A 14,138-nucleotide genomic window follows, 5' to 3' on the forward strand; every position below is an offset into this window, starting at 1 on the left:
CCGATTCGGAATTCGCTGAATTTTACCCCCGGCTTGGTACCTTCTCTATTGCGCACATTTATTTCTCTTTTTCGGGTCAGGGCGGTTTGGTTGGCATGGGTGGTCGTGGCAGCGCTGTTGGCCGTGCCGCGGGCGGGGCAAGGCCGGGTGGTGCCGCCGCCCAGCCGCGCCGTGGACAGCCTGCGCCACCTGCTGGCCCGCCCGCTGCCCGACACCAGCCGCGTGGTGCTGCTGTGCCAGCTCAGCGACCAGCTCTGGACCCAGCGCACCGACTCGGCCGCCGTGTATGCCTACAAGGCCCTGGCGTTGGCCCGCCGCGTGCACTACCGCCACGGCGAAGGCGAGGCCCTGAACCGCCTGGGCGCCGCCCTGCGCGAAAGCAACCTGGCCCGTGCGCTGGAGGTGTTTCAGAAGTCGTTGCGCATTGCCGAAGTCACCCACGACCGCGCCCTGGCTGCCCAAAACTTGCGCAGCATCGGCATCATCTACGTGTACCTGCGCGACCAGCGCCAGGGCTTGGCCTACTACTTCCGGGCGCTGAAAATTGGCGAGGAGCTGCGCGACGAGCGCCGCGTGGTGATTGAGCTCAGCAACATTGGCCTAGCCTACGACCTGTTCAACCAGCTCGACTCGTCGCGCATCTTCCAAGAGCGGGCCTACGCGCTGGCCCGCCGCCTGCGCACGCCCACCAACTACATTCTCTACGGGCTGGGCAACGTGGCCCGCAAGCAGGGCCGCACGGCGCAGGCCAAGGCGTTTTACCGGGCCAGCATCACGGAGTCGAAGAAGGTGCAGCACCTGCGCAGCCTCAACTTTGCCTACGTGGGCCTGGCCACGCTCTACCAGCAGCAGGGCCGCCTCGACTCCAGTGTTTACTACGCCCGGCTGGGCTGCCAGGCCGCCCAGACCAACGGCTTCCTGCGCGGCGTGCTCAACGCCAGCACCCTGCTCACCCAGGACTACAAAACCCGCCGCAACGCCGACAGCGCCCTCAAGTACCAAAGCCTGATGCTGGTGATGAAGGACACCCTGTTTGGGCAGGAAAAGGTGATGCGCTTGCAAAACCTCAACTACCGCGAGCAGCAGCGCGCCCAGGAGGCCGCCGCCGGCCAGGCCCGCCTCAAAGCGCGCTACCGGACCTACGCGCTGGTGGTGGGCCTGGTGGGGCTGCTGGCGCTGGCCCTGCTGCTGGCTCGCCACGCCCGCCAGCAGGAGCGCGCTCGCGAAGCCCTGGAGCAGTCGCTGGCCGAGCTCAAAACTGCTCAGGACCAGCTGGTGCAGCGCGAGAAGATGGCCTTCTTGGGCGAGCTCACGGCCGGCATTGCCCACGAGCTGCAGAACCCGCTCAACTTCGTGAAAAACTTCGCCGAAGTCAGCACCGACCTGGTGGACGAAATCACCGGCGAGCACCGCGACCCCACCCGCAGCACCGGCCTGGAGCAGGAAATCCTGACCGGCCTGAAGCAGAATCTGCAGCAAATCAGCCAGCACGGCCAGCGGGCCACGTCCATCATCAAGGGCATGCTGGAGCACTCGCGCGCCGGCACCAGCCAGCGCGTGCCCACCAACCTGAATGCCGTGGTGGAAGACAGCCTGCGCCTGGCCTACCAAGGCTTGCGCACCAAAGACAAGGAATTTACGGCCGAGCTTGTGACCGAACTAGCCCCCGAGCTGCCCCACATCGAGGCCATGTCGCAGGACCTGGGCCGCGTGCTGATAAACTTGTTTACCAACGCTTTCCATGCCGTGCAGCAGCGCCAGCGGCAAAGCCCGGGCTCAGGCTATCGGCCCACCGTGACCGTGAGCACCCATGCCGTGCCGGGCGCGGTCGAAATCCGGGTGAAGGACAACGGCACGGGGATGTCGGAAAGCGTGCAGGCGAAAATCTTCCAGCCCTTCTTCACCACCAAGCCCGTGGGCGAGGGCACGGGCCTGGGCCTGAGCCTGAGCCACGACATCGTGACCACGAGCCACGGCGGCACCCTCACCGTGGAAAGCCGCGAAGGCGAGGGCACCGAATTTGTGGTGCGCCTGCCGGCTTAAGTTGGCCCGGGCCTACCTTTGGGCCCGACTTTTACGCTGCAAAATTGACCCTATGCAAATTCTGGTAGTTGACGACGAAACCGATGTGCGCGACTTGTTTCAACAGCGTTTCCGGCGCGAAATCCGCAGCGGCCAGTGGACCTTCAGCTTTGCCTTCTCGGGTGAGGAGGCTCTGGAATTTCTGCGGGCGCACCACTCCGAAGTGCTCATCATTCTCTCCGACATCAACATGCCCGGCATGAGCGGGCTCGACCTGCTGGGGCACGTGAAGGAGGAATTTGAAATGCCGCCCACCACCATGATGATGATAACGGCGTACGGCGACGATGAAAGCCACCAGAAAGCGCTGGCCCTGGGCGCCCACGATTTCCTCACCAAGCCGGTGGATTTTGCGGTGCTCAAAGATAAATTAGCACATTTGCTACCTTCCTAAGCGCGTAGCCAACCGTTCTACCACAACCCGTGTCATGAAAACGAAAATTCTGGTGGTCGACGACGAAACCGACCTCGAACTGCTCATCAAGCAGAAGTTTCGGCGCAAGATTCGGGAGGCCACCTACGAATTTGTGTTCGCCACCAACGGCGAGGAGGCCCTGACGCGCATCAACGAGCACCCCGATACGGACGTGATTCTGTCCGACATCAACATGCCGGTGATGGACGGCCTCACGCTGCTCAGCCACACCCACGCCCAGCACCCGGCCATGAAAACGGTCATCGTGTCGGCCTACGGCGACCTGGGCAACCTGCGCACCGCCATGAACCGCGGCGCCTTCGACTTCGTGGTGAAGCCCGTTGATTTCACCGACCTGGAAGTCACCATCGAGAAAACCGCCGACCAGGTGCGCCAGCTGCGCGAAACCCTTAAGGCCATTCAGGAAAATAACATCCTGAAGATGTACGTCGACGAGACCGTGCTCAACTTCATGACGCGGCCCGACTTCGAAAACCGCCTCACCGCTTCCGAAACCGTGGAAGCCACCGTAGTTTTTCTGGACGTGTGCGGCTTCACGGCGCTGGCCGAAAAGCTGGCGCCCACCGACGTGGTGAGCCTGCTCAACACGTACTTCGACTTGGTGGTGAAGGAGTTCATTGCCCAGGGCGGCCACGTCGACAAGTTCATGGGCGACGCCGTGATGGTCGTGTTTCGCGGCGAGCACCACCTCGACCGGGCCATCGACGCGGCGCTTTCGGCCCGCCAGGCCCTGCAGCAGAGCGACGCCCCGCTGCCCCCCGGCTTCGAGTACCGCCCACAGGTCAGCATCGGCGTCAACACCGGCGAAGTGGTGTCGGGCAACATCGGCTCGGCCTCGCTCAAGCGCCTGGATTACACCGTTATCGGCGACGTGGTGAACATGTCGCAGCGCCTGCAGTCGGCCGCCAAGCCCGACCAGATTATCATCAGCGAAGCCGTCTATTTGAAGGTGAAAGAGTCCTTTCAGTGCCAGTTCGTGAGCGAAGTCATGCTGAAAAACAAGGCGCTGCCGGTGAAGATTTACGAGGTGGTGGAGTAAACCCTCTGCCTGTCATCCTCATCTGGCGTCCGCGCAGCGAAGGATGACAGATAAACTACCCTGCCGTCAGCCCGCGCATTTTCTCGTTCTGCAGGCGAATGCGCTGGCAGAGAATGCGCAGGATGTTGCGCAGCACCTCGCCGCGCTCCTCCATCACGTCGTAGAAGTCTTCCTGGTCGATGCGGAAGGCCAGCACTTCGCTCAGCGCAGCGGCCGTGGCCGAGCGCGGCTCGGCATCGAGCAGGGCCAGCTCGCCGAAGAAATCGCCGGGGCCAAAGGTGGCCAGCTGTTGGGTGCCCGTGAAGATGCCCACCTGTCCATCGTGCAGAATGAAGAGCGAGGTGCCGATATCGCCTTGGGCGAAAATCTCCTCGCCTTCGCGGAACGTCACCTCCTTCATGATGGGCACGATGCTGCTGAGCACGTTTTCGGGCGTTTGGGCAAACAGGGCGGTGCTTTTGAGTATCATCACCCGCTCCAGAGACGAGACGCGGGCTTCGGGCTGATGAGAGGAATGCTGGCTCATGTCGGGCAAAGCGAGAGAAGAAATGGGCTGGCGCTGAGTGGCGGCCAGCGCCGCTGCGGCCACCCGTGCGCTTTCGCGCAGCAGCTGGTAGGGCGAAGTGAGGTAAGGCCGCAGAATGTCGGCGGCATCAGGCTCGGCGGGAAGCCAGTGGCGCAGAGCCAAGCCCAGCGTCCAGGAAGTAAAGGCCATGTGGCCGCGCCGCAACAGCAGCGTGGGCAGCGGCTCGGCGGGCGGGGCGGCGACGGCCGCGGGGTGGGGCGGGGCTACTGTGTCGCTGCCGGCCACCGCGGCCGGACCGGCCGGCGTGAGCACGTGGGCCCGGGCGGGCTGCGCCGGGGCCGTGAGGCGGGCAAACAGCGCGGCTTTTTCGGCCAAGGGCGAGTCGTCGAGCAGCGCCTGCAGGCCCTGGTACACCGGGCGGGGAATGAGGTTGTCGAGGATTTCGAGGGCGTTGGCTTGGCGTTCGCGGGCGGCGTGGGCCACGTTGCGCTGGGCCGTGGCCACCGATTCGGCGTCGTAGAGCTGGGCCAGCAGCCCAAACACGCGCTGGTGCAGCAGGCTCAGCTCGTAGTCGATGGTGGCCTGGAACACACTTCGGCCATCGGCCACCAAGCCTTGCAGCAAGTGCGTGGCCAGGGCAAATTCTTCGCGCAGCAGGTGCTCAAACACGGCCCGGTCGGCCGGCCGGGCCGGGAAGCGGCGCAACGAGCGCAACGCCACGCCGCGGGTGAACAGGTGCGGGTGCTGGGCCAGCTCGACCAGGGCGGCGCGGCTGGCGCCGGTGTTGAGGCGCTCCAGCACCAGGGCCGTGCGCTGCGGGTGTAGCGGCTCGGGCTCGCGGCGCAGGGCCTCGCGCAGCAGCGGCACCACGGCCGGGCCCAGGGCCACCAGGCTGTCGGCGGCCGGCTCCCAGAGGTGCTTGTCGTTGAGGGCCGTGAGCAGGTGCTCCGCCAGCTGCAAATGGCCCACCGTGCCCAGGGCCGTGAGGGTGGCCCGGACAATGTCGGCGTCGGGACTGGCCAGCCCGCGCTCCACGAGCTGGGCCTGCACATCGGGCGGGAAAAACGCCAACAGGCGCAATGCCACTTCGATGGCTGTTGACGGGGCATTGGAGCCCGGCAGTAATTGCAATAGGCTGGACTGGGCCGCCGCGTGCTGCGGCACCGCGCTCAGGCTGCCCCGGATGGCACCCTGGCGCGCGTCCCAGTCATGGCCGGCCAGCAGCAGGCCCACCTCCGGCGCATCCGGCGCAGTGGCGGCCAGCTGCTGGGCGGCGGCGGCGCGCACGGCCGGGACGGGGTCGCGCAGGGCCAGGGCCTGCAGGGCTGCTACGGGCAGCGTCGCGGCTTCGGCCGACGCCAGCAAGGCCAGGCGCACCCGCTCGTCGGCGTGTTCGAGCAGGGTGGGCGCGTGGCTGGCCAAGGTGGCGGGCTCGCGCTGGCGCAGCCATGCCACGGCATTCAGCACTTCGGTGGGGTGGGGGCTGCGCAGCTGGGCCAGCACCACGTGGCGCGCGGCATCGGGCAGGGCCAGCTCGGCCGTTTCGGCGAAACGGCGGCCCAGGCCTTCCTTCAGCTCGGCCAGGTAGCTGCGGTAGGTGCGGGCCAGCGCCAGCAGCGCCAGCAGCAGCAGCGCGCCCATCCAGGCAAAGGGCAGGCCGCCGTCGAGGCGGCCCAGGTAGCCCAGCACGAAAAACAGCAAGCCGGTGAGGCCCATGCCCAGCGGCTCGTAAAAGCCCTTGGCCAGCGTGTGCGCGGCTAGGCGCTGCGTGGGCGCCAGCGGCTGAAACAGCACCAGAAAAACGGGGTCGAACACGGTGCGGCGCAGCACTTCGAGCAACAGGTAGAGGCCGCAGAAAAAGGCCAGCTGCCCGGTCTGGCTGTAGCCGCCGGCCACCTGCAGGCCGCCAAAAATGGCCAGCGCCACCAGCGCCACCACCGGCAGCAGCCGCAACGACCACTGCACACCGTAGCGCTCCAGGGCTTGCCGGCTCACCAAAAGCTTGAAAAACGTAGCGGCGCCGTAGGTAGCAGCCAGCACCCAGCCCACCGACTGCATGACGTCGGCCGAGGCGTGAAACTTGTGCTTCACGTTCAGGAAAAACATGTATTCCACGCCCGTGACGACGCCCGCTATGGCCACCAAGCTCAGGCACATGGCCTGCACCAGCTCGCTGCCCCCGAAAAGCTGCTGCACCAGCCGGCCCGGCGGCCGCCGCACCCGCCGCACCGCCCGCGCCGTGGCTTCCACCACGTGCGAGCTAAGGGTGGCCCGCAGCGTGAACAGCGCCCCGAGGTACGCCACAAACGACAGCCCCAGCAGCACCGGCAGCTGCGCGTCGCCGTGAATGAGGGCCGCCAAGATGGCGCCCAGCGCCTTGGCCGGCATGTCGCCGGAGCTGATGACGCTGAACAGGCGCTTGCTCTGCCGCACATCAAATACCACCGCCGACACGCCCCAGAACTCCAGGTTGGTGAGCAGGTAGATGACCCGGTAGCCCGCCATGATGGCCACCGCGGCCGCTACGGAATGCCCCACGTACACCAGCACGCCCAGTACGGCCGCCAGCGCCACCACGGCCAGCAGCACGCGCACGGCCAGCTTGCGCAGTAGCAAGTGGTGCTCGAAGTGGGTGTAGATTTTGCCCACGGCCATCATGGCCAGGGCACCGGCTACGTAGCCCAGCGGCAGGCTTTGGGCGGGGTCGTGCTCCAGCAGCAGCACGTTGGCCGCCACGTACACCAGCACCGAGCCGATGCCGAGCAGAAAGTTGTGCAGCGAAAACAGCCCCACGGTGCGGGCTTCGCCGGCTTTGATGCCGAACAGGCGTTGAAGAGAGGTGGCCGAGAGCATGAGGAAAGGGCGGCCGGCACCACCGGGCACGGCCGTTGCCAAAGATACGGGCCGCGGGAAGCTATGCGGGGCAACAGGAGTAAGGCAGGGGAAGAAAAGAAGAACGTCATGCTGAGCGCAGCCGAAGCATCTCGCGTGCAAGAGTAAATGATTACTACCCCACGCGAGATGCTTCGGCTGCGCTCAGCATGACGTTCTATTTTAAACCGAGAAAGCAGTCGGCCCTAGTACACCCGAATGGGCCGGCTGAAGCTGTTGTTGCTTTCCAGCCACTCGGCAATGGCGTTGGTGCCATCTACCACGGCGCCCACCGTGAAGGTGCCGCGGGCGGTGGGTTTCCAGTTGTTGGTGGTGGCGGCCAGCAGGCGGGCCTGGCCGGGCTGCAGCGGCTGCGGCAAGCCCTGCAGGCTGCCCACCACGGCTTTGTCGATGGTGAAATTCACGCCCAGCTTGCTGCCGGTAGCCACCGGCGCGGTGCCCATGTTTTTCACCATGGCGTAGAACGTCACCGCCTGGCCCGGCTTGGGGAAGCGGGGCACGGTGAACACCTGCGTCACCTTTAGGTCGGGCTTGGTGGCGCCAGCCTGCAGCGTGAAGGCGCCGCCCAGGGGCAGTTTATCGGAGGCGCTGCCCACGTTGAAAGCGTAAGCGCCGGGGTGCACCTCGTAGGCTTTGGTCTGCTCGTTCCAGAAGTAAAAATCTTCGGCCGAAAGGGTGAAGGTCACAGTCTTTTTCTGCTTCGGGGCCAGGTTGATGCGCTCGAACCCCTTGAGCTGCTTCACCGGCATGTCCAGTTTCGACGACTTGTCGCGCAGGTAGAGCTGCACCACTTCGTCGCCGGCCACGGCGCCGGTGTTGGTCACGTCCACGCTGATGGTGACGGGCGCCCCCACGGCCACGGGGGCCTTGGGCTGCTGCAGGTTGCTGTACTGAAAGGTGGTGTAGCTCAGGCCGGCTCCGAAGGCAAACTCCGGTTTCATCCCTTTCTTGTCGTACATGCGGTAGCCCACGCCGTTGGCGTCGCGCAGGTCGTCGCTCCACGGGGGCAGCTGGCTGTCGCCGGTGGGCATGCTCACGGGCATGCGGCCGGCGGGGTTGTAGTCGCCCAGCAGCACGTCGGCCAGGGCGGTGCCAGCCTCCTGGCCGGCGTAGAAGCTGTATACGAGGCCTTTCATGCGGGGCAGACTCTCGTGCATCGCGCACACGCCGCCGCTTTGCACCACCACCACCACGTTGGGGTTGGCCCGGGCCAGGGCCATGATGAGGGCCTGCTGCTGGCCGGGCAAGGTGGCCGAGTTGTTGGTGCGGTCGTGGCCGGAGTTGTACTGCTCGCCCTCCTGGGTGCTGTCGAGGCCGGCGGCGAAAATCACCACGTCGGCTTTGCGGGCCAGCTCGCGGGCCAGCTTGAAGCCGGTGGTGTCGGCGCTGTTCATGTCGCAGCCTTTGGCGAAGGAAATCTTGTCCACGCCCAGCTTGGTTTCCAGGCCCTGCTTTAGGCTCACGGCGTAGGGCGGGGTGGTTTCGGAGCTGCCGAAGCAGTTCAGGTTGCCCTTGTCGGCGTTGGGGCCGATGAGGGCAATGCGCTTCAGCGTGGCCTTTTTCAGGGGCAGGATGTTGCCCGAGTTCTTCAGCAGAATGATGGACTCGCGGGCCGCCTGCTGGTTGAGCGTGGTGTGGGCCGGCGTGTTGGCGTCGGCCTTGCTGCCCTTGGGGTAGTAGTCGAGCAGGCCGGCCATGATTTTAGTCCGCAGCACGTTGCGCACGGCCGCGTCGATGGCCGTCATGGGCACGGCGCCGCTGGCCACCAGGCCCGGCAGGTCCTTGAGGTAGTCGTCGGAACCCATGCACACGTCGTTGCCGGCCAGGATGGCCTTTTTCGTGTCGTGCACCGCGTCCCAGTCCGACACCACGTAGAACGGGAAGCCCCAGCGCTCGCGCAGCACCGTGTTCAGCAGGTAGGGGCTTTCGGCCGCGTGCTCGCCGTTTATCAGGTTGTAGGCCGACATCACGCTGAGCACCGCGCCTTCCTGCACCACCGTGCGGAAGTGGTAGCCGTAGTGCTCCATCACGCCGCGGTCCGTAAATAGCTCGTTGCGGGTGTGGCGCGTGGCCTGCTTGCCCTCAATCATGAAGTGCTTCACGGTGGCCATCACCGGCGTTTTCTGAATGCCGAAAGCCACGCGGGACTGCACCTGGCCAATCAAGTACGGGTCTTCGCCGCCGCTTTCGGCGCTGCGGCCGCCGCGCGGGTCCTGCGTCAGGTCGATGCAGGGGCCCAGCTGCTGCTGCTTGCCAAAGGCCCAGAACTCTTCGCCCATGGCCTGGCCCACCTGCTCGGCCAGGCCGCGGTGCCAGGTCGAGACCAGGCCCATGCCCGTGGGCCAAGCCGTGGCTTTCTCGAAGCGCACGCCGTGGGGGCCGTCGTCCATCACGAAGCCCGGAATGCGGAGCCGGGCATTATCCGGCGTGGTCATGAAGGTGTTTTTGGTGAGCTGGGCCAGCTTTTCCTCGGTGCTCATGGCTTTGAGCAGCGAGTCGATGCGGAACTCCAGGCCCAGGCGCTGGGCCTGGGCGGCGGGGCTGCCGGCCAGCACCAGGGCGGCCCCGGCGGCCAGCCAGCGGAAGAAGGGGAAGGGTTTTTTCATAAAATAATGAGGAAGACGGAGGGAAGGCTGCAGAAGGAACAGGCCGCGCCGGGCTCCCCCCAAGGATGCCCGATGGCCCGTTCCTTCGAGATGACGCCGGGGGCTTGCAGCACCGGCGTCGGCAGCACCGGACGGAATCTCACCAATCCGTCGGCGTGAGGGAGAAAACGAGTTGAGGTGTTGAGAAGAACTATAAAAGGCGTGGCGTTCGATGCGCCAGCGTGCCCGGAGTCAGCTCTTTTTCATGTGGTAAAACCGCACGTAGTCCACCAGCATTTGCTGCGGGAAAGCGGCCTCGTCGATGCCTTTCTGGCCGCCCCACTCGCCGCCCACGGCCACGTTCAGCAGCAGGTGGAAGGGCTTGTCCCAGGGCCAGGCTTCCCAGCCGGTGTTTTCGTTGCGGGCCGCGAAGTAGAGCTGCCCGTCGATTTCGGCCGTGATGGTTTCGGGCGTCCACTCCACGGCGTACACGTGGAAGGCCGTGGTGGCATCGGGCAGCTTCGTGACGCCGGTTTTCTGGTTGTTGATGCGGAAGTAGTAGGCCTTGCAGTGGGTGCTGGCGTGAATCACGTTGGGGTCGTAGCCCACGTGCTCCATGATGTCGATTTCGCCATTGTCGGGCCAGCTGTGGTTGCCGTAGGGGTTCTCGTCGGGCAGCATCCAGATGGCGGGCCAGGTGCCGCGCCCGGCCGGAATCTTGGCCCGCACTTCAAAGCGGCCGTAGGTCTGGCTGCCGCCGGGGCCGCGCGACACCAGCCGCGCCGAGGTGTAGGCGTTGGCCGGCACCAGGGCTTCCTTGCGGGCTTCTATAATGAGGTGGCCGCCTTCCACGCGGGCGTTTTCGGGGCGGCGCTTGGTGTAGTATTGTTCTTCCTTGTTGCCCCAGCCGCTGCCGCCCACGTCGTATTTCCACTTCGTGGAGTCGGGCAGGCCGGTGTAGTTGAACTCGTCGCTCCACGCCAGTTTGGTGAAGGTGTAGCGCGGCTTGGCGGGCGGGGCCGCAGGAGGCGGGCTGCCGGGGCTCAGCCACAGAAACCCGGAAAGGAGAAAGGAAAGCATGGCGTTGAGATAAAGCCCGTCGCGGCGCCGCGGGCAGCGGCTTGGGCAAGGTATACCATCGGGGGCAGCCGCCCCGGTTTGTCCGAACCGGGAGCGGCCGCCGCCCTATCCGGCGGGTTCATATCCCACCAATTCCCGGCCGGATTGGTAGCAAGCGGGCGGGGTAGCGCGCTTATTTGTATTGGTACTGGCGCACGTAGTCCACCACCATTTGTTGCGGAAACACGGTGCTGGCGTCGGGATTGCCGTCGAAATTGCCGCCCACGGCTACGTTCAAAATCACGAAAAACAGGTTGTTGAACGGGTTGGGCGAAGCGCCCCCGTTGCCAAACGTGTAGTACTGCTGCCCATCGAGGAAAAAGCGCAGCTGGTCCTTGCTGCGCACCACCGAGTAGATGTGGAAGGCGTCGGACAGGTCGGCGGGCTGGAGCTGCGTGGTGCCTTGCTGGCCGTGCGTGCCCTGCGCGGTTTGGAAGTGCATGGTGCTGAGCAGCTCGCGGGGCTTGCTGCCGCGCAGCTCCATGATGTCAATTTCGCCGCACTTGGGCCAGGGGTTCTGGCCGATGTCGGAGCCCAGCATCCAGATGGCCGGCCAGATGCCCTTGCCCTTGGGCACCTGGGCCCGGATGTCGATGCGGCCGTACTGGAAGTCCTTTTTGCCGCTGGTGAGGATGCGGGCCGACGTGATGCTGCCCGAGCTCGACCGACTGGCCTTGATGTAGAGGTTGCCGCCGCTGAGGTAGGCGTTGTCGGTCGAGTTGGTGTAGGTCTGGAGCTCGTTATTGCCCCAGCCGCCGGCGCCCAGGTCGTATTTCCACTTGCTTTGGTCGAGGGCCGCGCCGTCGAACTCGTCGCTCCACACCAGGTCGGTGTAGTCGGTGTAGGCGCGGGCGTCTTCATTGGTTACCGGCGTGGCCGGGCCCGGAGGCGTCACCGGGCCGGGCGTGAAGGAACTGCCTTTGTCGGTGCAGGCCAGCAGGTTGAGGGCGAGGAGCAGGCCGGCCCCGTGGCGGGGCTTGAGGTGGAAGCGGGAAAACATCATGGCGAGGGAAAGGAAAGCGTTAAGCAGCCAAACGCGGCTACTTCGCAATGAATTTCATGTCGAACACCACGCCAGCGGCCGTACTGCCGGCGCGCACCAGCATGTGCTGCGAATCGATGGAAAGAATGCGGTACGTGAAGCCGGGGGCATCGGTCACGCCGATGAACGGCGACGGCGTGGCACTGGCCAGCGTGAGTTGGGCCAGGCCGGGGCCCGTGGCGTTGCCAAACGTGAACGACGTGGTCACGTTGCGCGGGGCATCGCAGGCGCCGCCGGCCACGAAGGTCTGGCCTTTGGCGTCGTAGGTGAATACGTTGGCGGTGCTGAACGTGTACTCGTCGTCGGCCTGGCAGGCGGGCAGTTGGCCGGGCATGGGGTTGCCGGCGTAGTAGCTGGTGGGGTCAGCATCGGAAGGGCCCACGGTGATGGGGGCCACCACGGTGTTGTCGAGCTTCCAGGTTTTGGAGGAGCCGCCCGTCAGAATGCCCTTCACGATGGCCGACACCTGCGGCAGCACCACGTCTTTGGTGGCCGACACGCTGGTGCCGCCCCGGTACGCCGTGATGAGGCGCGCCTTGAGCGTGCCGCCGCTGGTGTAGGTGTGGCTTACGGTCTGGCCCGTGCCCACGGTGCCGTCGCCAAACTCCCACTGGTACAGGAAGCCGTCGGTGTTGTTGGCCCGAAAGGTCGCCACGGTGGTGAGGCCTGTGGTGACCGTGGTAACCGTGAAGTCCGAGGCCGGCACGGCCCCTTCCAACTGGTTTTCTTTCTTGGTGCAAGAGGCCAGCAGCATCGGCGTCAGCAGGAAACCAAGGGCCGCGGCGCGTACAATATTTTTCATGAGTTGAATCTGGACAAAGGGTGAAGGAGCAAAAGGGCTCGCCCACGCGCAGGTGGTTTTCGCGGCGCGGGCGAGCTGTAGGCTAGTAGCCCGGGTTCTGCTTCAGGTTGGGGTTGATGTCGAGCTCGCTCTGGGGCAGGGGCAGCACCACGTTGGTGGGCTTCACGCCCTTGGCCAGCAGCTGGGGCGAGGTGAGCAGCTCGCCGGTGCGCTTCATGTCGAACCACCGGTCGTTCTCAAAGGCCAGCTCGTACTTGCGCTCGCGCCACACGGCCGTCTTGAACGCCTGGGCGCTGATGCCGGCCGCCACGTCGCGGGCCGAGGGCGCGTTCAGGGGCAGGCCGAAGGCGCGGCGCCGCACGATGTTGAGGGCTTCGAGGCCGCCCAGGGGCGAGGTGCCCGTGGTGGGCCCCGTGGCTTCGGCGTAAATCAGGTACACTTCGGCCAGGCGCATCACCTTGATGTTCAGGCCCGAGTCCCACACGCGGGTATCCACTTTGCCAATGAACCACTTCTTGCAGCCGTAGCCGCTGGGCGAGCCTGGCAGCGAGGCCGGCTGGGTGCGGCCGTCGGGGTACACGTCGCCGGGCTTCCAGATGGTCACGTCGCGGCGCAGGTCGCCGGTTTCGTAGCCAGCCACGAAGTCGTTTTCCGGGATGTTGAAGCCGTAGCCGCCCTGCGGCACGATGCTCTGGCCGCGGGGCCCGAAGAATTCGTTGCCCACAAAACCCAGGCCGTCGAACGTGTATTCGTTGCGGCCCGACACGTACTGCACCTCGAAGAGGCTTTCGCGGCCGTTGTCGTTGGCAATCTTGAAGATGTCGCCGTAGTTCGGGAACAGGCTGTACACCCCCGAGTCAATCACGGCCTTGGCCTGCTGCGCGGCGGCGGGCAGGTTGCCCTGGGTGAGGTACACCTTGGCCAGCAGGCCCTGGGCCGCGCCCTTGGTCACGCGCCCGATGTCGTCGCCCGAGTAGGTGGTCGGCAGCTTGGTGATGGCGTCGGTGAGGTCGCTCACAATCTGGGTGTAGACCTGCGCGGCCGGCGTGCGCGGAATGTTTACCTCGGCCGGCGTGAGGGGCGGCACCGTGAGCAGGGGCACGTCTCCGTAGGCCCGCACCAGGTCGAAATAGTACTTGGCCCGCAGGAATTCGGCCTCGCCCAAGCAGCGATTCTTGATGGCCGGGTTCATGCCCGCAATGCCGGGCACCTTTTGCAGCACGATGTTGGCCCGCCCGATGCCGATGTAGCAGCCGCCCCACAAGCGGTTGATGATGGGGTTGGTGCTGGGAATGTTGAAGTTGTCGAGCTGCTGCTGCTCGATGCCGTCGCCGCCGCCGCCGCCGCCGGTGTAGGAAATGTCGGAGCCGATGTCGCCGATGCCCCACAGGGCGTAGTTGTACTGGCCGCCCTTGCCCAGCTCGCTGTACACGGCGTTCACGGCCAGAATGGCGTCCTGTTCGGACTTGTAGAAGTTGGCGTCGGTGACCTGGTCGTTGGGGGCTTCGTCGAGGAATTTCTCGCCGCAGCCGCTCAGCAGGCCCAGGCCCAGCAGGGCACCCCACGCGTATTTATGAAAAATGGACATAGTCTGGATGGCTAAGAATGAGGTGGG

9 protein-coding genes are annotated in these 14,138 nt (G+C 65.5%); 3 read left to right on the top strand and 6 right to left on the bottom strand.

The window, feature by feature from the left end:
* Positions 1-105: 105 nt before the first annotated feature.
* The 3 genes from IC234_RS12730 to IC234_RS12740 are packed head-to-tail and all read left to right on the top strand — an operon-like array spanning position 106 to position 3,557.
* Complete coding sequence (locus IC234_RS12730) at positions 106-2,043, top strand: ATP-binding protein (protein ID WP_190925159.1); 1,938 nt, start codon at positions 106-108, stop codon at positions 2,041-2,043.
* Between the two features lie 52 nt (positions 2,044-2,095).
* Entirely contained in the window at positions 2,096-2,476 is a 381-nt protein-coding gene (locus tag IC234_RS12735; RefSeq protein ID WP_190925161.1) for a response regulator, read from the top strand.
* A gap of 34 nt (positions 2,477-2,510) precedes the next feature.
* Positions 2,511-3,557, top strand: a complete 1,047-nt coding sequence (locus IC234_RS12740) for an adenylate/guanylate cyclase domain-containing protein (RefSeq protein WP_190925163.1) — start codon at positions 2,511-2,513, stop codon at positions 3,555-3,557.
* 55 nt (positions 3,558-3,612) lie between these two features.
* Here the strand turns inward: IC234_RS12740 and IC234_RS12745 are convergent, their stop codons facing one another.
* The 6 genes from IC234_RS12745 to IC234_RS12770 all read right to left on the bottom strand — a co-directional run bounded on the left by IC234_RS12745 (position 3,613) and on the right by IC234_RS12770 (position 14,111).
* Positions 3,613-6,936, bottom strand: coding sequence for a cyclic nucleotide-binding domain-containing protein (locus IC234_RS12745; RefSeq protein WP_190925165.1), 3,324 nt, complete (start codon positions 6,934-6,936; stop codon positions 3,613-3,615).
* Positions 6,937-7,160: 224 nt separating this feature from the next.
* Complete coding sequence (locus tag IC234_RS12750) at positions 7,161-9,581, bottom strand: glycoside hydrolase family 3 C-terminal domain-containing protein (RefSeq protein WP_190925167.1); 2,421 nt, start codon at positions 9,579-9,581, stop codon at positions 7,161-7,163.
* 231 nt (positions 9,582-9,812) lie between these two features.
* Entirely contained in the window at positions 9,813-10,640 is an 828-nt protein-coding gene (locus IC234_RS12755; RefSeq protein WP_190925169.1) for a glycoside hydrolase family 16 protein, read from the bottom strand.
* Between the two features lie 172 nt (positions 10,641-10,812).
* The gene (locus IC234_RS12760) at positions 10,813-11,682 is read right to left on the bottom strand and encodes a glycoside hydrolase family 16 protein (protein ID WP_190925171.1); all 870 of its coding nucleotides are present in this window, start codon (positions 11,680-11,682) and stop codon (positions 10,813-10,815) included.
* A gap of 37 nt (positions 11,683-11,719) precedes the next feature.
* A complete protein-coding gene (locus tag IC234_RS12765; RefSeq protein ID WP_190925173.1) occupies positions 11,720-12,523 on the bottom strand; it encodes a PKD domain-containing protein in 804 nt (267 codons plus the stop codon).
* 82 nt (positions 12,524-12,605) lie between these two features.
* Positions 12,606-14,111 carry a RagB/SusD family nutrient uptake outer membrane protein gene (locus tag IC234_RS12770; RefSeq protein ID WP_190925175.1) on the bottom strand — a complete coding sequence of 502 codons (1,506 nt, stop codon included), beginning with the start codon at positions 14,109-14,111 and terminating at the stop codon, positions 12,606-12,608.
* Positions 14,112-14,138: the final 27 nt, after the last annotated feature.

Source organism: Hymenobacter armeniacus, assembly GCF_014699055.1.
Lineage (GTDB): Bacteria > Bacteroidota > Bacteroidia > Cytophagales > Hymenobacteraceae > Hymenobacter > Hymenobacter armeniacus.